The organism is Hydrogenophilus islandicus (assembly GCF_054657095.1).
This window is the reverse complement of the sequence record NZ_BAAHXE010000004.1, coordinates 13,865-32,811: the sequence shown is the minus strand read 5'-3', so window position 1 is coordinate 32,811 and position 18,947 is coordinate 13,865. Positions and strand designations below refer to the sequence as shown.

Annotated in this window: 21 protein-coding genes, 1 tRNA gene and 1 other RNA gene; 6 read left to right on the top strand and 17 right to left on the bottom strand. The window is 63.2% G+C overall.

Features of this window, described 5'->3' with window-relative positions; all coding sequences use genetic code 11:
• Window positions 1-49: 49 nt before the first annotated feature.
• The gene (locus ACYQ6T_RS02400; RefSeq protein WP_459827096.1) at window positions 50-817 is read right to left on the bottom strand and encodes a Bax inhibitor-1/YccA family protein; all 768 of its coding nucleotides are present in this window, start codon (window positions 815-817) and stop codon (window positions 50-52) included.
• A gap of 36 nt (window positions 818-853) precedes the next feature.
• Entirely contained in the window at window positions 854-1,243 is a 390-nt protein-coding gene (locus ACYQ6T_RS02395) for an HPF/RaiA family ribosome-associated protein (protein WP_459827094.1), read from the bottom strand.
• Window positions 1,244-1,334: 91 nt separating this feature from the next.
• Between ACYQ6T_RS02395 and ACYQ6T_RS02390 the strand changes: the two genes are divergently transcribed.
• From ACYQ6T_RS02390 to ACYQ6T_RS02380, 3 genes are read left to right on the top strand one after another with little or no spacing between them, the layout of a single operon-like run.
• Window positions 1,335-2,231, top strand: a complete 897-nt coding sequence (locus ACYQ6T_RS02390; RefSeq protein WP_459827092.1) for a LysR family transcriptional regulator — start codon at window positions 1,335-1,337, stop codon at window positions 2,229-2,231.
• Entirely contained in the window at window positions 2,228-3,196 is a 969-nt protein-coding gene (locus tag ACYQ6T_RS02385) for a cation diffusion facilitator family transporter (protein ID WP_459827090.1), read from the top strand. Before ACYQ6T_RS02390 ends, ACYQ6T_RS02385 begins: the two co-directional genes overlap by 4 nt.
• A 3-nt stretch (window positions 3,197-3,199) precedes the next feature.
• Window positions 3,200-3,904 carry an HPP family protein gene (locus ACYQ6T_RS02380; RefSeq protein ID WP_459827088.1) on the top strand — a complete coding sequence of 235 codons (705 nt, stop codon included), beginning with the start codon at window positions 3,200-3,202 and terminating at the stop codon, window positions 3,902-3,904.
• A 116-nt stretch (window positions 3,905-4,020) separates the two neighbouring features.
• On the opposite strand, the gene ACYQ6T_RS02375 is transcribed toward ACYQ6T_RS02380, so the two are convergent.
• Window positions 4,021-4,107, bottom strand: a tRNA-Leu gene (locus tag ACYQ6T_RS02375).
• A gap of 26 nt (window positions 4,108-4,133) precedes the next feature.
• Between ACYQ6T_RS02375 and queA the strand changes: the two genes are divergently transcribed.
• Both queA and tgt read left to right on the top strand, forming a co-directional pair.
• Window positions 4,134-5,204 (top strand): tRNA preQ1(34) S-adenosylmethionine ribosyltransferase-isomerase QueA, encoded by a 1,071-nt coding sequence (gene queA / locus ACYQ6T_RS02370; protein WP_459827086.1) that lies wholly within the window; start codon window positions 4,134-4,136, stop codon window positions 5,202-5,204.
• The gene (gene tgt, locus ACYQ6T_RS02365; protein ID WP_459827084.1) at window positions 5,197-6,375 is read left to right on the top strand and encodes a tRNA guanosine(34) transglycosylase Tgt; all 1,179 of its coding nucleotides are present in this window, start codon (window positions 5,197-5,199) and stop codon (window positions 6,373-6,375) included. The genes queA and tgt overlap by 8 nt, the downstream gene beginning before the upstream one ends.
• Window positions 6,376-6,390: 15 nt before the next feature.
• Here the strand turns inward: tgt and ACYQ6T_RS02360 are convergent, their stop codons facing one another.
• The 4 genes from ACYQ6T_RS02360 to ACYQ6T_RS02345 all read right to left on the bottom strand — a co-directional run bounded on the left by ACYQ6T_RS02360 (window position 6,391) and on the right by ACYQ6T_RS02345 (window position 9,821).
• Window positions 6,391-6,579 (bottom strand): YjfB family protein, encoded by a 189-nt coding sequence (locus ACYQ6T_RS02360; protein WP_459827082.1) that lies wholly within the window; start codon window positions 6,577-6,579, stop codon window positions 6,391-6,393.
• Between the two features lie 116 nt (window positions 6,580-6,695).
• Complete coding sequence (gene groL, locus ACYQ6T_RS02355; protein WP_459827080.1) at window positions 6,696-8,336, bottom strand: chaperonin GroEL; 1,641 nt, start codon at window positions 8,334-8,336, stop codon at window positions 6,696-6,698.
• A 59-nt stretch (window positions 8,337-8,395) separates the two neighbouring features.
• Window positions 8,396-8,686, bottom strand: a complete 291-nt coding sequence (groES, locus tag ACYQ6T_RS02350) for a co-chaperone GroES (protein WP_459827078.1) — start codon at window positions 8,684-8,686, stop codon at window positions 8,396-8,398.
• Window positions 8,687-8,801: 115 nt separating this feature from the next.
• The gene (locus ACYQ6T_RS02345; protein WP_459827267.1) at window positions 8,802-9,821 is read right to left on the bottom strand and encodes a class 1 fructose-bisphosphatase; all 1,020 of its coding nucleotides are present in this window, start codon (window positions 9,819-9,821) and stop codon (window positions 8,802-8,804) included.
• Between the two features lie 55 nt (window positions 9,822-9,876).
• On the opposite strand from ACYQ6T_RS02345, the gene ACYQ6T_RS02340 reads away from it, so the two are divergent.
• Complete coding sequence (locus ACYQ6T_RS02340) at window positions 9,877-11,142, top strand: FAD-dependent oxidoreductase (RefSeq protein ID WP_459827076.1); 1,266 nt, start codon at window positions 9,877-9,879, stop codon at window positions 11,140-11,142.
• Here the strand turns inward: ACYQ6T_RS02340 and ACYQ6T_RS02335 are convergent.
• The 10 genes from ACYQ6T_RS02335 to ACYQ6T_RS02290 form a co-directional block, all read right to left on the bottom strand.
• The gene (locus ACYQ6T_RS02335; RefSeq protein WP_459827074.1) at window positions 11,126-11,515 is read right to left on the bottom strand and encodes a stringent starvation protein B; all 390 of its coding nucleotides are present in this window, start codon (window positions 11,513-11,515) and stop codon (window positions 11,126-11,128) included. The two genes, ACYQ6T_RS02340 and ACYQ6T_RS02335, sit on opposite strands and share 17 nt — an antisense overlap.
• A 4-nt stretch (window positions 11,516-11,519) precedes the next feature.
• A complete protein-coding gene (locus ACYQ6T_RS02330) occupies window positions 11,520-12,122 on the bottom strand; it encodes a glutathione S-transferase family protein (RefSeq protein ID WP_459827072.1) in 603 nt (200 codons plus the stop codon).
• A gap of 101 nt (window positions 12,123-12,223) precedes the next feature.
• Window positions 12,224-12,979 carry a cytochrome c1 gene (locus tag ACYQ6T_RS02325; RefSeq protein WP_459827070.1) on the bottom strand — a complete coding sequence of 252 codons (756 nt, stop codon included), beginning with the start codon at window positions 12,977-12,979 and terminating at the stop codon, window positions 12,224-12,226.
• Window positions 12,976-14,241: a cytochrome b gene (locus ACYQ6T_RS02320; RefSeq protein ID WP_459827068.1), complete on the bottom strand. Its 1,266-nt coding sequence runs from the start codon at window positions 14,239-14,241 to the stop codon at window positions 12,976-12,978. Before ACYQ6T_RS02320 ends, ACYQ6T_RS02325 begins: the two co-directional genes overlap by 4 nt.
• Before the next feature lie 14 nt (window positions 14,242-14,255).
• Window positions 14,256-14,849 carry a ubiquinol-cytochrome c reductase iron-sulfur subunit gene (petA, locus tag ACYQ6T_RS02315; RefSeq protein WP_459827066.1) on the bottom strand — a complete coding sequence of 198 codons (594 nt, stop codon included), beginning with the start codon at window positions 14,847-14,849 and terminating at the stop codon, window positions 14,256-14,258.
• A gap of 86 nt (window positions 14,850-14,935) precedes the next feature.
• The gene (gene recR / locus ACYQ6T_RS02310) at window positions 14,936-15,541 is read right to left on the bottom strand and encodes a recombination mediator RecR (RefSeq protein ID WP_459827064.1); all 606 of its coding nucleotides are present in this window, start codon (window positions 15,539-15,541) and stop codon (window positions 14,936-14,938) included.
• A gap of 11 nt (window positions 15,542-15,552) precedes the next feature.
• Complete coding sequence (locus tag ACYQ6T_RS02305) at window positions 15,553-15,879, bottom strand: YbaB/EbfC family nucleoid-associated protein (protein WP_459827062.1); 327 nt, start codon at window positions 15,877-15,879, stop codon at window positions 15,553-15,555.
• 23 nt (window positions 15,880-15,902) lie between these two features.
• Window positions 15,903-17,540 (bottom strand): DNA polymerase III subunit gamma/tau, encoded by a 1,638-nt coding sequence (dnaX, locus tag ACYQ6T_RS02300; RefSeq protein ID WP_459827060.1) that lies wholly within the window; start codon window positions 17,538-17,540, stop codon window positions 15,903-15,905.
• Between the two features lie 15 nt (window positions 17,541-17,555).
• Window positions 17,556-17,653: signal recognition particle sRNA small type (gene ffs / locus ACYQ6T_RS02295), an RNA gene on the bottom strand.
• A 15-nt stretch (window positions 17,654-17,668) separates the two neighbouring features.
• Window positions 17,669-18,946 (bottom strand): heme biosynthesis protein HemY, encoded by a 1,278-nt coding sequence (locus tag ACYQ6T_RS02290; protein WP_459827058.1) that lies wholly within the window; start codon window positions 18,944-18,946, stop codon window positions 17,669-17,671.
• Window position 18,947: the final 1 nt, after the last annotated feature.

Sequence of the window (18,947 nt, the reverse complement as noted above, 5' to 3'; positions counted from 1 at the left end):
GCCGCCCACCGGGCGGCCCGCGCCGTTACTGCAGTGCCATATGGTGCGCTTACTCGTCGCTATTGAGTACTCCCAAGAGGTGCAGGAGGCTCGTGAAGAGGTTGTAGATACTGACAAAGAGCGACACCGTCGCCAGAATATAGTTGGTCTCGCCGCCCCGGACGATCTGGTTCACCTCAAAGAGGATGTAACCGGACATCAAGAGAACGAACGCCGCGGAGACGGTGAGCGACAGCGCCGGGATGTGGAAGAAGATCGCGGCAAGCCCCGCAAGAAACGCCACCAGAATGCCAACGAAAAGGAATCCCCCGAGGAACGAGAAGTCGCGCTTGGTCGTTGCGCCGAACGCAGCCAGCGCGAGGAAGATGACCGCCGTTCCCGCAAACGCCTGGAAGACGATCTCGGGCCCATGCGGCAACTTCAGATAGGCGGCGAGGATCGGCCCCAGCGTGTACCCCATGAAGCCGGTGAGCGCAAAGACCGCCGCGATTCCCGCCGGACGGTTCGCGAGCTTATGGACCAGGAAGAGGAGCCCAAAGTAGCCGATCAAGGTGATCAGAATCCCCGGATGGGGCAACCCAAGCATCAGCGACGCCCCCGCAGTGAGCGCCGAAAAGCCGAGCGTCAGCGCCAAGAGCATAAAAGTGTTGCGCAACACCCGCTGCGCGCGCTCCGCATCGACGGTGACCACCCCCTCGTCCGCGTAGGGGGGCTCGAACGTCGCGCCGCTCGCGCCGCCACTCTTCAACGCCGCCAACTCATCCCACGTAAGGGTCCGATTGCGCACCCCTTCTTGCCGATCGTTTCGCAGTTCCATAGAACCTCCTGATGACTATCTAGATAACCAACCCTCTTAAACCGACAGCGCGCACGGGCTCGAATGAGTCAACCGTCGCGCCAAAACCCGCTCCAGCCGCGCCGCCGCCTCCGCAAGCGCCTCGCGCGCCGATTCGGCCGTCACGGCAAAGAGCACCTGCGGCGCGTGGCGCAGCCGCATCTGCACCACACACCGCTTCATCAACGCCCCTGTCTCGTCCCGAACATCGAGGAGCTTGATCCGCGTCCACGCGACCCGCCCCTTCACCCGATTGATCAGGCGGCGAAAACGGCTCTCGACCTCTGGTTGCAGCGGCGTGTTGCTCTCTGAGAGCACCATCTCGATCGGCGCCAACTCCGCCGCCGCACGCTCGACGCCCCTGGTGCGGAGCTCTTCGCTCTTTTTGCCCATCTTGTCTCTCCTCATGTGACGCCAAAAATTGCCACTTTATAATTATAGCACCGACCCAATCCCGATACAATCAGATTCTGTAGAATCATTGATTCGAAAAAATCGGATGATCAGCCTCAAACAGCTCCACCACTTCTGGCTCGTCGCCCACCGCGGCGGCATCCAGCGCGCGTCTGAAGCGAGTGGTCTTGCGCCGCAGACGATCAGCGCGCAGATTGCCGCGCTCGAGGCCCACTTCGGCAAACCGCTCTTCACCCGCCAAGGGCGGCGGCTAATCCTCACCCCTGCGGGCGAGATCGCTCTCCACTACGCCGACGAGATTTTCCGGTTGACCGACGAACTCGAGCAACGGCTCGCAGGTGACGAGATGACGCTCCCGGTGCGCGTGGGGCTTCTCGACAGTGTCCCGAAAGCGATCGCCGCGCTTCTTCTCGAACCCCTCAGAAAACTCGCGCAGCCCGTGACCCTCCACGTCAGCGAAGAGCGGTTTGCGCACCTCGTGGGGGCACTGGCGACCGGCACGCTCGACCTCATCCTCAGCGACATGCCCCCCACGTTGGACGCGGCGCTGCCGCTCTTCAGCCAGTGTCTCCTCGACGTTCCCCTCGCCTGGTTTGGCGCCCCCCGCTGGGGGCCCGGGCCGATCACCTGGATGGATCTCGCGCGCGTGCCGCTGCTCCTGCCGATCACCCCCACCCACGCCCGGGTCACGCTCCTTGCCCAAGCGCAGGAGCACCACGTGACGCCGACGATCGCGGGTGAATTTGCCGATACCGCACTCCTCGTCGAGATCGCCCGCATGGGAGACGGAATCTTCACCGCGCCCAAGATCCTCGAAGCGCAGCTCTGCCACGACGGGCGGCTCATCTTTCTCGGCGACATCCCCGAGCTCCATGAACGGTATTGGCTCATCAGCCACCGGCGCAAGCGCCACCACCCTGCGGTCGCCGCAATGAGTCGCGCCTTTTCCCCCTCTTCGCCCACCGTGGGAGCAGCGAGATGAGTCACACCGCCCAACGACGCCTTGCCCAAGCCGTTCTCCTTACCTTCGGATTCGCCGCCATTGAAGCAGTGACGGGCTGGATGGCCGGGTCACTCGCGCTCCTTGCCGACGCTGGCCACATGGTCACCGACGGCCTCTCGCTCGCCCTTGCCCTCGGTGCGAGTTGGCTCGCCAACCGCCCCGCCAACGCCCGCTACTCCTACGGCTACGGCCGTGCCGAGCTCCTGGCGGCGCTCATCAATGCCGCGGCGATGCTCGCGATCGTCGGCGCAATCGTCTGGGAGGCGTGGGAACGGTTCCACACGCCGCAACCGATCGACGGCCCGCTCGTGATCGGTGTGGGCTTCATCGGTCTTGCGGTGAACGCCTACGTCGCCGTCATCCTTGGCGGCCACCATGACCATCACGACCACAACCACGACCACCCCCACGACCACGACCACGACCCAGCCAATCTCAACGTCCAGGGCGCGCTCCTCCATGTTCTCGGCGACCTCGTCGGGTCGGTCGCCGCGATCCTCTCCGGAGTAGTAGTGGTCATAACCGGTTGGACGCCGATCGACCCGCTGCTTTCGCTCCTCATCGCTGCGCTGGTAGGGGTCGCAAGCGTGCGGCTCCTTGCCGATGCCCTCCATCGCCTCCTGGACGGCGCCCCGCGGAGCCTAGCCCTGGAGACGCTCGGCCAGCAGCTCGCGACGATCCCCCACGTCGTCGATATCCACGATCTCCACGTCTGGTCACTCTCGGGCGAGCGGCTCGCGCTCACCGCGCACGTTGCGCTCGATACCCTCGAAGCGTGGCCTGAAGTTTTGCCGCAGCTCGAGGCAACCGCCCACGCCGCAGGGATCGAACACACCACCTTCCAGCCGGAGACGACCCAGTGTCGGTTGCGCACTGAAGCGACCTCATGCGCCCCGGATCGTTACGTCCGGTGTGAAAACCCCTCGCCCATCGATCGGAACTGAGCCATGAAGATCGCGCGCATCCTCCACTCATTCCTTCCCCGGCGTTCCGCCGTGCCGTTCGCCGAACGGCTCTTGAGCGCTGTGGCGGCGGGCGTTGGCCTCTTCCTGTTGGCTGGGGTGCTCGAGCTTCTCTCGCAGCCGCACGCTCCGCTTCTCCTGCTCAGCCCCATGGGGGCATCGGCGCTGCTCCTCTACGCTGCTCCTCACAGTCCGTTCGCTCAGCCGTGGAACCTGGTTACTGGCCATCTGGTCTCAGCCGTGGCGGCATGGGTCATCCTCAGAGTCACCCACGATCCGCTCCTCTCTGCGGGTCTCGCCGTCGGCGCAGCGATCTTTGCGATGTATCTTTTCGAGTGCCTCCATCCTCCCGCTGCGGGCACTGCGCTCACCCTCATTTTGAGTGCAGATGAATTTCAGCAGATGGGATTCGTCTGGACGCTGACCATCGTTGCCGCAAACGCCCTCATCGCTTTGCTGCTCGCCCTGATCATCAACAACGTGCTCCCGCGCCGCCACTATCCGCCCGTTTCACGCGCCCAGGCTTCGCCGCAATCTGACTGCCCCGTACTTCCCGAACCGCAGGATATCGAACGCGCATTGGCAGAATCGGAGGGACTCTTGGATGTTACCCTCGACGACCTCATCGACCTCTACGCGCGGGCCCAAGAGCACGCGCAGAGACGCCAGGATAGCCACCTCGATAAATAGTCTGTGCACCCTTTTCAGTGTAGAATCTCGGGCGCTCGTGAAAAACCGACCACGAAAGAGCGGAGCACAAAAAAAAGCCGGAACAATGAACCGGCTTTTTGCGTGGACTTGATTTTTGGTGCCGAGAGAGGGAGTCGAACCCTCACGGTGTCACCACCGGCGGATTTTGAGTCCGCTGCGTCTACCTGTTCCGCCATCTCGGCTCAAGATTCGCCATTATAGGAAAGAAATGACCTTTTGCCAAGATCTCAACCGGCTGGATGCCTACGACTTCGATCTCCCGCCGGAGCTGATTGCCCGCTATCCCCTTCCTGAGCGGGATACCAGTCGGCTTCTGGTGGTTGATCGCGACCACTTTGCCGACCACACCTTTCGCGAACTCCCCACCTTTCTCGAACCTGGCGACCTCTTGGTGATGAACGACAGCCGCGTGATCCACGCCCGGCTCTTCGGCAAAAAACCCACGGGGGGTGCGGTCGAGGTCCTCTTTGAACGCCTCATCGGCGAAAAAGAGGCGCTTGCGCTCGTGCGGGCGAGCAAATCGCCCAAACCTGGGACGGCGCTGCGGCTTGCCGACACCTTCACCGTGGAGGTGGTCGCCCGCGAAGGGGAGCTCTTCCACTTGCGGCTCATCGAGGAAGGGGCGCTGTTCGACTGGATCGAGCGTTACGGGACCCTGCCGCTCCCTCCTTATCTTGAGCGGGAAACGGAAGCGGCGGACGAGACCCGCTACCAGACCGTCTATGCCCGCCACCCCGGTTCCGTCGCTGCGCCCACCGCCGGGCTCCACTTCACCGAAGCGCTCCTCACGGCGTTGCAGGCGAAAGGAGTGAAAGTTGCGTGGGTGACGCTGCACGTCGGCGCGGGCACCTTTCAGCCGGTACGCACGCTTCGTCTCGAGGAACACCGGATGCACCGTGAGCAGTTCGTGATTCCCGAGGCGACTGCCGATGCGGTTGCAGCAACGAAACGGGCCGGGAAGCGGGTCGTCGCCGTCGGAACTACCGCGCTGCGCACCCTGGAAGGAGCCACGGCGCAACAGGGGCGACTCGCAGCCGGAAGTGGCGAGACCGACCTCTTTATCCGCCCAGGCTTTCGCTTCCAGGTGGTCGATGCACTGGTGACCAACTTTCACCTTCCCCGCTCAACCCTCCTCATGCTCGTCGCCGCCTTTGCCGGGTACGCGCGCACGATGGCAGCCTACCAGCACGCCGTCGCGCACCGCTACCGCTTTTTCAGTTACGGCGACGCGATGTTCATCCCCAGACGGTGGGGGGATCAGGGAGACCATGATGCGTGATCACGCTCAACAACCTCTTGCTGCCGCGAGCAACGTCTCCCAAAGCGCCAGCGGCGCACGAGCAGCTTTTACTCTGCTCGCCCAGTCCGGAGATGCTCGCCGCGGACGGCTCGTGACGCGCCGCGGAACGATCGAAACCCCCGCGTTCATGCCGGTGGGAACTTACGGCACCGTAAAGGCGATGACCCCAGCGATGCTCGAGGAGGTTGGCGCGCAGATCATCCTCGGCAACACCTTCCACCTCTGGCTGCGGCCGGGGCTCGAGGTGATTCGCACCTTTGGCGGACTCCACCGCTTCATCGGCTGGCGGCGGCCGATTCTGACCGATTCAGGGGGCTTTCAGGTCTTCTCCCTTGGGGCACTGCGCAAGATCAGCGAAGAGGGGGTCCGTTTCGCCTCGCCCCTCGACAGGAGCAAGCTCTTGCTTACCCCGGAGCGGGCGATCGAAATTCAGACGGTGCTCGACTCCGATATCGCGATGGTCTTCGACGAATGCACCCCCTACCCGGCAACCGAGGAGCAAGCGGCCCAATCGATGCGGCTGTCGCTGCGTTGGGCGAGGCGTTGCCGCGATGCTTTTGACGCCCTTGAGAATCCGAACGCCCTTTTCGGGATTGTCCAAGGGGGGATGTATGAGAAACTGCGCGACGAGTCTTTGGCCGGACTCGTCGAGATCGGCTTTCATGGCTACGCGATCGGCGGGCTCTCGGTTGGCGAACCGAAAGAGGAGATGATGCGGATCCTCGACCACACCGCGCCACTTCTTCCCCGTAAGCAGGCGCGCTACCTGATGGGTGTCGGCACCCCAGAGGATCTCATTCGCGGCGTTGCTGCAGGGATCGACCTCTTCGACTGCGTCATGCCCACCCGCAACGCCCGCAACGGCCACCTCTTTACCCGCTTCGGCGACGTCAAGATCCGCAACGCCCGCTACAAACTCGATGAAGGTCCCGTCGACCCCACCTGCGATTGCACCACCTGCCGCCACTTCAGCCGCGCCTACCTCCACCACCTCTACCGCGCGGGGGAGATCCTTGCAAGCATCCTCAACACCATCCACAACCTCCGCTATTACCACAACCTGATGGCCGAATTGCGTGCCGCGATAGAAGCCGACCGTTTCGATGAGGTCGCGAAACAGCTGCTCACCGATCGCGAGCGGGGGGTATAGGCCTGACGCGAGGGATTACGCGCGCACGTCGACGCTGTTGCCGAGGTGCGGGGGGTTACTCGGCTGCGGGAGTGCAGCGACAAGTGCCATCGCCGTCTCTTGGGTAACCTCGTTGATTTTCTTCAACACCGCCGTCTGAATCGCGGTGTTGGTTTCACTTTGCTGCATCGCGCTGGCGATGCGGGTCACGTCGAGCGCATCCATCGTTCGCCCCTTAGGCTGCGGTTTTCTTCATCTTACGTCAGAAAAGAGGAAAAGGCAACAAAAACCCCGCCACGCGGGCGGGGTTTTGCGATAAAAGCAGTGTCGCGTCAGGGAGATCAGAAGTCCATGTCGCCCATGCCAGCGCCCGGACCACCAGCCGGTGCCTTCTCTTCTTTCGGCGCTTCGGCGATCATGCACTCGGTGGTGAGCATCAGGCCCGCAACCGACGCAGCGTTCTGCAGCGCCGAACGGGTCACCTTGGTCGGGTCGAGGACGCCCATCTCGATCATGTCGCCGAACTGGCCCGTCGCGGCGTTGTAGCCGAAGTTGCCCTTCCCTTCGAGCACTTTCGCGACGACCACGCTCGGCTCCTCACCGGCGTTGGCGACGATTTCACGCAGCGGCTGTTCGACCGCACGCAGCACGATCTTGATCCCGGCCTCCTGGTCGGGGTTGTCGCCCTTGAGCCCTTTGGCAACGGCCGCTTCGCGGGCACGCAAGAGCGCCACGCCACCACCCGGGACGATCCCCTCTTCGACCGCAGCACGAGTGGCGTGCAACGCGTCTTCGACGCGCGCTTTCTTCTCTTTCATTTCGACTTCGGTCGCGGCACCCACTTTGATCACCGCCACGCCACCGGCGAGCTTCGCGACACGCTCTTGCAGTTTCTCGCGGTCGTAGTCGCTCGTCGCCTCTTCGATCTGCACCCGGATCTCTTTGACCCGCGCTTGGATCTTCGCCGGATCGCCCGCGCCGTCGATGATCGTGGTGTTCTCTTTCGCCACTTCGACGCGCTTCGCCTGACCGAGGTCTTCGAGGGTCGCCTTCTCGAGCGAGAGGCCAACCTCTTCAGAGATCACCGTACCGCCGGTCAGGATCGCGATGTCTTGCAGCATCGCTTTGCGGCGATCACCAAAGCCCGGGGCCTTGACTGCGCAGGTCTTGAGGATGCCGCGGAGGTTGTTCACGACGAGCGTTGCGAGCGCTTCCCCTTCGACATCTTCGGCAACAATCAGGAGCGGACGACCCGCTTTGGCCACTTGTTCCAGGACCGGCAGGAGATCACGGATGCTGCTGATCTTCTTGTCATGCAGGAGGATGTAGGGGTTCTCGAGCACCGCGACTTGCTTGTCGGGGTTGTTGATGAAGTAGGGCGAGAGGTAGCCGCGGTCGAACTGCATCCCCTCGACCACTTCGAGCTCGTTCTCGAGGCTCTTGCCATCCTCGACGGTGATCACCCCCTCTTTGCCGACTTTGTCCATCGCTTGGGCGATGATTTCACCGATCGAGGTGTCGGCGTTCGCCGAAATGGTACCGACCTGCGCGATCTCTTTCGTCGTCGAGCAGGGCTTGGAGATCGCTTTCAGCTCTTCGACGATCGCGGTAACCGCCTTGTCGATCCCGCGCTTGAGGTCCATCGGGTTCATGCCGGCGGCGACGTACTTCATCCCTTCGCGCACGATCGCTTGCGCAAGCACGGTCGCCGTGGTCGTCCCGTCACCGGCGACGTCGGCGGTCTTCGACGCGACCTCTTTGACCATCTGCGCGCCCATGTTTTCGAACTTGTCTTTGAGTTCGATCTCTTTCGCAACCGTCACGCCGTCTTTGGTGACGATCGGCGCGCCGAAGCTGCGCTCAATCACCACGTTGCGGCCTTTCGGGCCGAGGGTGGTTTTCACCGCGTTCGCGAGGAGATTCACCCCAGCGACCAGACGATCACGCGCACTGTCGTGAAACTTGACTTCTTTTGCTGCCATAGTTCCTGCTCCTATTTTATCGATGAGCTACTTGCTGCCGTTCTGTCGTTGGGTTGCGATTACCCTTCGATCACCGCCATGATGTCGTCTTCACGCAACACCAAGAGCTCTTCGCCTTCGACCTTGACGGTCTGACCAGCATATTTGCCGAAGAGCACCTTGTCGCCCACTTTCACCGCCATCGGCCGCTTGCTGCCGTCTTCGAGGATTTTGCCGTCACCCACGGCGATCACTTCCCCTTGGTCGGGCTTTTCACCCGCGGTGTCGGGGATCACGATGCCGCTCGCGGTTTTCCGTTCGGCTTCGATACGCTTGACGACCACACGGTCATGCAATGGACGCAGTTTCATGTCAGACCTCTCCTTTCTCTGAGTTGGTGAAGAATGGCTACTTCTCCGATCGGCGCGAATGTTATTAGCACTCGCACCTAACGAGTGCTAATAATAGGGGATCGCGAAAAAAAAATCAAGAGGGGGAGCGGGCGTCGAATTCTTGGTAGTAGTGGGCGAGCCGCTCGACCTCCTCTTTCGACCCCAGCACAACGCCCACCCGCTGGTGGAGCCGCTCGGGGACGATTTCCAGAAGGCGACGAACGCCGTCAGTGCCGGCACCGCCAGCCTGTTCAATGAGGAACGCCATCGGGTTCGCTTCATAGAGGAGCCGCAGTTTCCCCCCTTTCGCCGCAGTCTTTCGGTCGACGGGGTAGAGGAAGATCCCGCCACGGCTGATGATGCGGTGGATGTCGGCCACCATCGACCCCACCCAGCGCATGTTGAAGTCGCGCCCGCGCGGCCCCTCTTTGCCCGCGAGGAGCTCATCGATGTAGCGCGCCACGGGCGGGAGCCAATGGCGGCGGTTACTCGCGTTGATCGCAAACTCTGAGGTCGACACCGGGATGGTGATGCGCGTTTTGCTCAAAAACCAGGCACCGAACTCGCGGTCGAGGGTGAATTCATGGACCCCATCGCCGTAGGTGATCACGAGCTGCGCCGTTGGGCCGTAGATCGCGTAACCCGCGGCAACCTGCTCCTTACCCGGCTGGAGAAAATCGCGTTCTGTTGGGCACCCTTCGGGGTTGGGGTTACGCAAGACGCTGAAGATCGTTCCGACCGAGATATTGACGTCGATGTTTGACGAGCCGTCAAGCGGATCGAAAAGGAGCAAATAGCCGCCCCGCGGGTAGCGCTCGGGGATGAGGCAGATCGTCTCCTCCTCCTCAGAAGCCATCGCCGCGAGGTGCCCACCCCAGGCGTTCGCTTGCAAAAGGAGCTCATTGGCGATGACGTCGAGTCGCTTCTGCACCTCCCCTTGGACATTCTCTCCGCCCGCTTCGCCGTGAATGCCGGCAAAACTCCCCTTGCCGATCGTCACAGCCAAGGCTTTCGCCGCGCGGGCGACGACCTCGAGCAAAAGGCGCAGCTGCGCGTCGAGTTTTCCTTCCCGTTGCGCCTCGATGAGAAATTGGGATAGACTGATGCGCTCGATCATGATGCCCCCAGCACTCGGAAAAGTATTATTATCCGTCAAAGGAGGTCGAACCATGCACCTGGTCATCGTCGGCGGCGGCGTTGTGGGGATCACGACCGCGTGGGCCTGTCTTGAACGGAACTGGCAGGTCACCGTGGTCGAGGGAAAAGCGGAACTGGCGCGCGGTGCCTGTTTCGCGAATGGAGCGCAGATCTCGGTGAGCCACCCCCACCCCTGGTCGAGCCCGCAAGCGCCGTGGATCGCCCTCGACGCGATCGGCAACCCCGACGCGCCGTTTCACTGGCAGCCCAAGTGGGATTGCACCGAGGCGCGCTGGCTTGCCCGCTTTTTGCGGGAGTGTCTGCCGACGCGCCACGAGCGCAACACCCGGGCGATTGCAACGCTGGCGAAATTCAGCCTCACGGTGCTGCGTGCGTGGCGTAGCCGACTCGACCTCCACTACGACGAGGTCACCCGCGGCATTCTCCACCTCTTTCTCAGTGAAAAAGATTGGGCGCACGGCAAGCGCCACGCCGCCGACCTCGACGCGCTGGGGATCCGGGCAAGACTCCTCTCCCCTGACGAGGCGATTGCGATCGAGCCGGCGCTGGCTCGCCACCGCGCTCGCCTTGTCGGGGCACTCCATGCGGAGGAGGACGAGAGTGGCGATGCGCGCGCCTTTACGCTCGCCCTGGCGGAACGGTGTCGCGAACGCGGCGCAGCGATCTTGACCCACGTCACCGCGTGCGGTTGGCAATTTGGTGCCGATCGCCGCGCAGTTCTGATGGTCCGCCGGGGTTGCGGAGACTCTTCCCCTGAGCCATTGGAGGCCGACGGCTATATCCTCTGCGCTGGAATCGGGACAAAAGCGCTCGCTGAGCCGCTCCTTGGCGACGTGCCGATCCATCCGGTCAAGGGCTACTCGCTGACGGTGCCGATCCGCGACGAGGCGGCGATCCCCACCCTTTCGCTGACCGACGAGTCTCACCGGATCGTTGCGTCGCGTCTCGGCACCCGCTGGCGGATTGCCGGCACCGCGGAGCTTGCGGGGACCGACGAGCGGCTGACCCCTGAACGACTTGCCCCCCTCTACCGCTGGGGAAAAACGTGGGGCGGAGAGGCGCTCGACTGGTCCGCAGCTCAAGAGTGGGCGGGGTTGCGCCCGATGACCCCGAGTGGCGTGCCGCTGATTGGCCCGACCCGGCAGCGGAACGTCTGGATCAACAGCGGCCACGGCTCGCTCGGCTGGACGCTCGCGTGCGGTTCGGCCACAGCGATCGCCGCGATCATCGCCAACGAACCACCGCCAGTCGAGTTCCCCTTTACTTCACCCGTTTGAAGCCGCCCGCCGAGGGAGCGGGTGTCGGCGGGGGGGAGGATCCTTCCGGCTCCTCGGCAGTAAACATCTCGTTGGGCAACGCGATCCCGTGCCCCGTCTCTTTGGCAAAGAGCGCGACGATGTTCTCAGAAGGAATCCAGACATCGAAGACCTGCCCGGAGAAGCGCGCCTGAAAACCGATCCCTTCGGGTTCGAAGGTCAGGCCATTGACCGCTTCCGGGTTGAGGTTGAGGACGATTTCGCCATCGCGGTCGTACCCTTTCGGGACGCGCGCGCCATCGACCTTGGCGCTCAGATAGGGGGTGAGCCCCTGATCGACGCACCACAACCACATCCCTTTGGCGAGATAGGGTTTGCTCGAAAGGGGCAGCATCGGCTCAGCTCCGCATCAATTTTTCGGACGGGGAGAGCGCGTCGATAAACCCTTGCCGGCTAAAGAGCCGCTCGGCATATTTGTGGATCACCGCAGCGCTTTTGGGCAGCGCAATCTGGTAGTGCTCGAGCCGCCACAAGAGCGGCGCCATCGCCACGTCGATCATCGAATACTCTTCGCCAAAAAGGAATTTCTGCCGTTCCAAGAGGGGGGCCAGTTGCGTGAGCTGATCGGTGAGGAGCTTTCTCACCCGCGTCCGCTCCGCTTCATCTTCGCTCTCCTCGAGCACCCGCATGTGGCGAAACATCTCATATTCAAGCGTCGCGAGGAGCTGCCGCGCACGCGCGCGACCCACCGGGTCTGCCGGCATCAGTTGCGGGTGGGGAAAGCGCTCATCGACATATTCGTTGATGATGTTGGGCTCAAAGAGGATCAGTTCGCGGTCCACCAGAACCGGCACACGACCGTAGGGGTTGATCCGCTGCACCTCGTCGCGCTTGTCGAGCAGGTCGACGTCGGTCACTTCGAAGTCCATCCCTTTTTCAAAGAGGACGATTCGGCAGCGGTGGCTAAACGGATCGGTAGCGCCTGAGTAGAGGTTCATCATTGCTTGGTTCCCTCCAACGAAAACGCACCGTCGAACGCAGTCGACGGTGCGGCGTCACGTGAAGCGGACCGAAGGCGGTCGCCTCGGTCCGGCAGTTCGTTTCAGTGGACGTCTTTCCAGTAGGCCTTCTTCAAGAGGTAGGTCAGGATGAAGAAGATCGCCAGATAGAGCATCACCCAAACGCCGATCGCTTTGCGTTTTTCCGCAACCGGCTCACCCATCCACTGCAGGAAGGAGACGAGATCGGCAACTGCCTTGTCGTACTCGGCAGGGGAGAGCAGACCCGGCTTAGCCAGCGAGAGCTTGATGTGCTCGTTGCCGTGCTCATCCTTGCTCTTTTCCGCCACCTGGACACCCTGCAGCTCCCAGAGGACGTGCGGCATCCCGACGTTGGGGAAGACGACGTTGTTCCAACCGGTGGGCCGCCCCTCATCGCGGTAGAAGGTGCGCAGGTAGGTGTAGAGCCAGTCGGCCCCCGAGTAGGAGAGGGTCTCCTTCTGGCGAGCGATCAGGGTGAGATCGGGCGGGGTCGCGCCGAACCACTTTTTGGCGTCTTTCGGACGCATCGCGATCGTCATCAAGTCGCCCACCTTGTCGCCCGTAAAGAGCAGATAATCTTTGATCTGCTGCTCCGTCAACCCCAATTCGGTGAGGCGGTTGTAGCGCATCATGCTCGCCGCATGGCAATTGAGGCAGTAATTGACGAAGAGTTTCGCGCCATGCTGGAGGTCCACCGGATTGGCGGAGACGGGCGCCTTGTCGATGTGGACGTTCGCCTCAGAAGCAAAGAGGAGCGTCGGAACGGCGGCCACCGCCACCGCCGCTTTCTTGAGCCAATTGATCCAGGTCGTTTTCATTTCCAGGTCACCCTTTCCGGTTCCGGTTTGCACGGGTCGATCTTGCTGTACCACGGCATCAGGAGGAAGAACGCGAAGTAGATCACCGCGCAGATTTGCGCCACCAGCGTCCGCGTCGGGTTCGGAGGCAACACCCCCAGATAGCCGAGGATCAGGAACGCGATCACAAAGAGGGTGAGCGCAATCTTGAAGATCGGCCCTTTGTAGCGGATCGATTTCACCGGCGAGCGATCGAGCCACGGCAGGAATGCGATGATCAAAACCGCCGCAAACATCGCCACCACACCCCAGAACTTGGCGTCGAGCCCAAAGAGGGGATAGGTGACCGCGCGCAGGATCGAATAGAAGGGGGTGAAATACCAGACCGGCGCAATGTGGGGCGGCGTCTTCAGGGGGTCAGCGGGGATGAAGTTGTTCGCCTCGAGGAAGTAACCGCCCCCTTCCGGTGCAAAGAAGATCACCGCAAAGAAGATGATGAAGAACCCGGCGACCCCCACCATATCCTTCACAGTGTAGTAGGGGTGGAAGGGAATCCCGTCAAGCGGTTTGCCGGTTGCGTCCTTCTTCTTCTTGATTTCGATACCGTCGGGGTTGTTCGAACCCACTTCATGGAGCGCCACGATGTGGGCCGCCACGAGGAGCAGGAGCACGAGCGGCACCGCGATCACATGGAGCGAGAAGAAGCGGTTGAGGGTCGCGTCGGAGATCACGTAGTCGCCGCGCACGAAGATCGCGAGATCGGGACCGATCACCGGGATCGCCGAGACGAGGTTGATGATCACCTGCGCCCCCCAGAAGGACATCTGTCCCCACGGGAGCAGATACCCCATGAAGGCCTCAGCCATCAGCGCGAGGAAGATCAGCACGCCGATGATCCAGAGGAGTTCTCGCGGCTTGCGGTAGGAACCGTAGAGGAGACCGCGGAACATGTGGAGGTAGACGACGATGAAGAAGGCCGAAGCGCCGGTCGAGTGCATATAGCGGATGAACCAGCCGCCAGGGACTTCGCGCATGATGTACTCGACGCTCGCGAAGGCAATCGGCACCCCGGCCGCGTTGAGCGTCCCGTCGGGTTTGTAGTTCATCACCAGGAAAATCCCGGTGACGATCTGGATCACGAAGACCAGTAGGGCCAACGAGCCGAAGAAGTACCAGAAGTTGAGGTTTTTGGGGGCGTAATACCCGGTGAGGTGCCCCTCGATCGTGGCCGAGAGCGGGAACCGCTCGTCGATCCACTGCAACAATCCCGATTTACCCGTCATGATGCGCTCCTCGCTCACGCCTTGTCTTCGCCGATCAACACCTTCGTTTCGGTGAGGTACTTATGGGGAGGCACCGGCAGGTTCGTCGGCGCCGGCATGCTCTTGAAGACGCGCCCGGCAAGGTCGAACATCGAACCGTGGCACGGGCAAAGGTAGCCGCCCACCCAGTCGGCACCGAGGCCGCTCGCCTCACCCGTGAGAAACTTGGCCGAAGGCGAACAACCGAGGTGGGTGCACACCCCTTCGACGATCAGAAATTCGGGTTTGATCGAGCGGTGCTCGTTTTTGGCATAGGCCGGTTGAACCGACTTTTCCGAATCGGGATCGGCGAGCTTGTCGCGCACCTTTTTGAGCGATTCGAGCATCTCAGGGGTACGATGCAAAACCCAGATCGGTTTGCCGCGCCACTCTACCACCATCATTTCGCCCGGCGCGACTTTTGCAATATCAACCTCGACCGGAGCGCCAGCGGCCTTGGCGCGCTCCGAGGGGGCGAAACTGGCGACAAACGGAGCGGCAAGAGCCACCGCGCCTGCCCCCCCAACGACCGACGTCGCGACCAGCAGTTGCCGCCGGTTGTCATCCATCGGTTCGGCTGCGTGTGTCATCGTTTTCTCCTCAGATGCCCAAATCTAACGGATTATAACGCGCTGAGAGAAGGAATCAAGGCAAAGAGCTTGATGCAGATCAAAAATCACCCTCCGGATATGGGGCGACGGTCGTGCCAGGCGTAGGCGATCGTTGCCGGATCGGCGTACTCGAGCTCACCCCCCACGGGGACGCCGCGGGCCAAACGGGTCACTTTGAGGTGCGGCGCGTGGGCAGCGATCCGCTCGGCGAGCCACTGCGCGGTCGCCTCCCCTTCGGCAGTGAAATTGGTCGCAAGCACCACCTCGCGCACCTCGGGGCGTGCGAGGCGCGCAAGGAGCCGCTCCACCCCGAGCGCTTTGGGGCCTACACCGTCAAGCGGGGAGAGGCGACCCATCAGCACGTAGAAACACCCTTGATAGACATGGGCGCTATCGATCGCCTCGAGATCAGCCGGCGTTTCGACGACGCAGACGACACTGCGGTCTCGGGCTGGATCGGCACAGCGGGCACAGAGGGGCGTTTCCGAAAAGGTGTTGCACTCGGCGCAGTGGATGAGGAGCTGCGCCGCCCGCTCGAGCGCTCGCGCAAGACGGAGCGCTGCCGCGCGGTCGTGGTTGAGGAGGTGGTGCGCCACCCGCTGCGCACTGCGCGGCCCCAAGCCGGGAAGGCGTTTCAAGGCGTCGATCAACTCCGCAAGCGCCTGACTCATCGCAAGGCAACTCAGAGGGGAAGGTTGAAGCCGGGAGGAAGTGGCATCCCTGCGGTCGCCTCCGCCATTTTCTCTTGGACGGTGGCTTCGGCGCGACGCACCGCGTCATTGACGGCTGCGGCAATCAGGTCTTCGAGCATCTCGCGATCGTCGAGGACCGACGGATCGATCGTCACCCGCCGCACGTCGTGCTTGCAGGTCATGACCACTTTGACGAGCCCTGCGCCCGCTTGCCCTTCGACTTCGGTGTGCGCCAGCTCCTCTTGGATCTTCTGGATTTTTTCCTGCATCTTCTGCGCTTGACGCATCAAGCCAGAGAGTGCCGCTTTGTTGAACATCGTCGCTTTCCTTTCACAGTAGGTTACAAAGAGATCGCCCCCTCCTCCCACGAGACCGACTCCGGATCTGGAGCGAGGTCAAAGCGGTCGCAGAGGAGTCGAACGCTCGGGTGGTGCGATAGAGCGTCGAGCACCTGCTGCTTGCGGGCGGCAAGCGCCGCTTCGCGTCGGCGCGCAGGGGTGTCGAGCGGTTGCGCGAGGGGCTCGAAGCGCAGTTTCCGCACCCAACCTTGGGGCGCAACCGCATGATAGGCCTCTTCGATGCGCGTAACCAGTTCGGGCGCAGTACGCAACCAGTGGTGGGCGGGACGATCGACACCCAGTTGCCACACCGTTCCATCATCCGCGACCACGGCGGTGTGACTCGCCAACTCCCGCGCGGGGCCGGAGAGGGCCATCTGCGTGAAAGCGGCGAGCCAGATCGCATTCGCCTCGTCAAGCGGTGCCGTTAGGGATTCACTCGGCACCGCGGCGGTGGGCTTTGGGCGGTTGTCACTCCCGCGCTGTTGCGGTTCATCCGAGCCGGAGGGTGGGAGCAGCGCCTGGGGCTGCGGCTGGGGATTGGGGGGCAAGAGCGGCGGTTGAACCTCCCGCTGCGGCGCAAAAGCAAAGAGGCGCAAGAGCGCCATCTCGAGCCCCGTGATCTCGTCGGGGGCAAGGGGGAGGTCACGCCGACCCTGGACGACGATCTGGTAGGCGAGTTGCAGAAATTCGGGGTGCCAGCGCGCGGCAAGCTGCTCCAGACGGGGGTCATCGAACGGTGCCCCTCCCCACTGGCGTCGCGCAATGCGGTGGAGAAGCTGCGCAAGCGACGCCAACACCGCGTCGACGGCGACGCTCGCCGCGGAGAGTTTCGCCATCGCGGCGAGATAGGCTTCTGCCGCCTCGTCGGCAAGCGCCGTGAGGAGCTCGATCAACAACCGCTCACTGACCAGACCGAGCATCTCGCTCACCCCCCCTTCGCTGACCTCCCCGGCGCCATAAGCGATGGCCTGGTCGAGGAGCGACAGGGCGTCGCGCATCGAGCCACGCGCGGCTTGTCCGATGAGAAGCAGCGCTGCGGGTTCAAACGTGACCCCTTCCGCAGTGAGGATCGTTTCGCAACGGTGGGCAATCTGCGCGGCGGAGAGCGCCCGGAGGTTGAACTGCAGGCAGCGCGAGAGCACGGTCACCGGGATCTTTTGCGGGTCGGTCGTCGCGAGCACGAACTTGACATGCTCCGGGGGCTCTTCAAGCGTCTTCAGCATCGCGTTGAAGGCGTGGCCGGTGAGCATGTGGACTTCGTCGATCATGTAGACCTTGTAGCGCCCGGCTACAGGGGCGTAGGCTGCCTGCTCGAGGAGCGCGGCCATCTCGTCGACGCCGCGGTTCGAGGCCGCGTCCATCTCGACGTAATCGGGAAAACGGTCGGCGTCGATTTCGCGGCACGCCTGGCAGGTTTGACAGGGGGTTGCGGTGACCCCCGTTTCGCAGTTGAGCGCTTTCGCGAGGATCCGACTGATCGTGGTCTTACCGACCCCGCGGGTGCCGGTAAAGAGGTAGGCGTGGTGCAAGCGGCCTGTGGTGAGCGCGTGGGTGAGCGCGCGCACCACGTGATCTTGCCCCACCAAAGCGGAAAAGTCGCGAGGGCGCCATTTGCGCGCCAGAGCCAATTGGGTCATACCAAGCCTTATGGAGACGGCGAGCCGAACCCCCGGCACTGACAGGTTGTGGTTAGGGCTGCTGCCTTCCGGCCCTGACCCGGTTCCCACGCTGCCATGCGAGGCGACCCGCCGCGGGGTCAATCATATCACGCCCGACCCTTTTCGCGACCACCCTCTGGATCGGTATCGGCCGCCGCCTCGGCGGCGAGGGGTTGGAGCGAGGCGTTGGGCTGGTTCGTGTCGGGCGAAGCGGTCCGGTCGCTACCCGACGCTGCCGGAAGCAGCCCCCGCTCCCAGGGGAGTTCGCGGGGGTCCACCGCCACCATCTCGGCGGCCACCGCTCGCGCCCGCGCCGCGTCGAGTTCGACGAGCCGCAGGTAGTGGCGCTTCGCTTGCCCCCACAACTGGAGCTTGAGGGTGACGCGAAGGAGCGCTTCGTGAAGGAGCGCGTCGTTGTCGTCTTCAGCGATGGCCTGCTCCAAAAGCTCGAGCCAGCCACGATCGCCGGGGAGAAGCGGCACCACCGCACGGAGCACCTCGGGGGCGTAGCGACGGCGGAGAAACGCCCGCGCCACTTCGAGGGCCCGCGCCGCGTCGCCATGGGCAACCAACGTCTCAGTCACCGCGGCAACCACCGTCGGAAGTTGCCGCTCCTCTTTGGGTTGCCCCTGCCACCAGGCGTCGAACGGTTGCCCGCGGCGAAGCGCCTCAGCGCAGAGCGCCGGGTAGGCTTTTGCCGCGACGGCGAGGAATTCGCTTGCCGTGAGCGCATCGTGGCGCCACAGCTTGCGGGCGGCCTCGAGCGCAAGATCCCATCGCTCGCTGTGAACACCCGCTTCGAGCCGCAAACGCTCGCGCACCGTCGGTGAAACCTCGCCCCCTTTTTCGAGTGCCGCGAGCGCCGACTCCAACCGGTCGGTGCGGCCAAAGAGGAGCCCGAAACGGGCTTCGAGGATTTGCCGCACCGCACGCCACCGGCCCGTTTCGGGAATTCGCGCGAGGGCATTTTCCGCCCGCCCCTCGTCACGAACGGCAAGCGCCGCTTCACACGCGGCGACCGCCGCAGCACCGGTGCCGATGCTCAAGCGGTAGGCGCGGTCGAGCGCGCGGAAACTCTGCTTGGGTTTGCCGAGCTCCCAGCCGATGATCGCCTCCTCAAGCGCGGCCACCGCCTGCTCAAGGTGGCGCCGCTGCCGCCACTGGCGCACCGCACGGGGCGTGCCGAGGAGACGCACCAGAAGCCGGAGCAGCCCGGAGCCCACAAAGAGGAAGAGGAGCGCGAGCACCACGAGGAGCTGCGACGAGATCTGAAAGCGGTACGGGGGAAAGACGGCGACAACATACCCGTCGAGGCTCTGGAACCAGAGGGCAAACGCCACCGCAGCCAGAGCAGCGATCACTACGGCAAGAAGTGTTCGCACCATC

Coding starts and splice junctions, on each gene's coding strand:
- ACYQ6T_RS02400 (WP_459827096.1), bottom strand. CDS start 817: ATGGAACTGCGAAACGATCGGCAAGAAGGGGTGCGCAATCGGACCCTT.
- ACYQ6T_RS02395 (WP_459827094.1), bottom strand. CDS start 1,243: ATGAGGAGAGACAAGATGGGCAAAAAGAGCGAAGAGCTCCGCACCAGG.
- ACYQ6T_RS02390 (WP_459827092.1), top strand. CDS start 1,335: ATGATCAGCCTCAAACAGCTCCACCACTTCTGGCTCGTCGCCCACCGC.
- ACYQ6T_RS02385 (WP_459827090.1), top strand. CDS start 2,228: ATGAGTCACACCGCCCAACGACGCCTTGCCCAAGCCGTTCTCCTTACC.
- ACYQ6T_RS02380 (WP_459827088.1), top strand. CDS start 3,200: ATGAAGATCGCGCGCATCCTCCACTCATTCCTTCCCCGGCGTTCCGCC.
- queA (WP_459827086.1), top strand. CDS start 4,134: ATGACCTTTTGCCAAGATCTCAACCGGCTGGATGCCTACGACTTCGAT.
- tgt (WP_459827084.1), top strand. CDS start 5,197: ATGCGTGATCACGCTCAACAACCTCTTGCTGCCGCGAGCAACGTCTCC.
- ACYQ6T_RS02360 (WP_459827082.1), bottom strand. CDS start 6,579: ATGGATGCGCTCGACGTGACCCGCATCGCCAGCGCGATGCAGCAAAGT.
- groL (WP_459827080.1), bottom strand. CDS start 8,336: ATGGCAGCAAAAGAAGTCAAGTTTCACGACAGTGCGCGTGATCGTCTG.
- groES (WP_459827078.1), bottom strand. CDS start 8,686: ATGAAACTGCGTCCATTGCATGACCGTGTGGTCGTCAAGCGTATCGAA.
- ACYQ6T_RS02340 (WP_459827076.1), top strand. CDS start 9,877: ATGCACCTGGTCATCGTCGGCGGCGGCGTTGTGGGGATCACGACCGCG.
- ACYQ6T_RS02335 (WP_459827074.1), bottom strand. CDS start 11,515: ATGCTGCCCCTTTCGAGCAAACCCTATCTCGCCAAAGGGATGTGGTTG.
- ACYQ6T_RS02330 (WP_459827072.1), bottom strand. CDS start 12,122: ATGATGAACCTCTACTCAGGCGCTACCGATCCGTTTAGCCACCGCTGC.
- ACYQ6T_RS02325 (WP_459827070.1), bottom strand. CDS start 12,979: ATGAAAACGACCTGGATCAATTGGCTCAAGAAAGCGGCGGTGGCGGTG.
- ACYQ6T_RS02320 (WP_459827068.1), bottom strand. CDS start 14,241: ATGACGGGTAAATCGGGATTGTTGCAGTGGATCGACGAGCGGTTCCCG.
- petA (WP_459827066.1), bottom strand. CDS start 14,849: ATGACACACGCAGCCGAACCGATGGATGACAACCGGCGGCAACTGCTG.
- recR (WP_459827064.1), bottom strand. CDS start 15,541: ATGAGTCAGGCGCTTGCGGAGTTGATCGACGCCTTGAAACGCCTTCCC.
- ACYQ6T_RS02305 (WP_459827062.1), bottom strand. CDS start 15,879: ATGTTCAACAAAGCGGCACTCTCTGGCTTGATGCGTCAAGCGCAGAAG.
- dnaX (WP_459827060.1), bottom strand. CDS start 17,540: ATGACCCAATTGGCTCTGGCGCGCAAATGGCGCCCTCGCGACTTTTCC.
- ACYQ6T_RS02290 (WP_459827058.1), bottom strand. CDS start 18,946: ATGGTGCGAACACTTCTTGCCGTAGTGATCGCTGCTCTGGCTGCGGTG.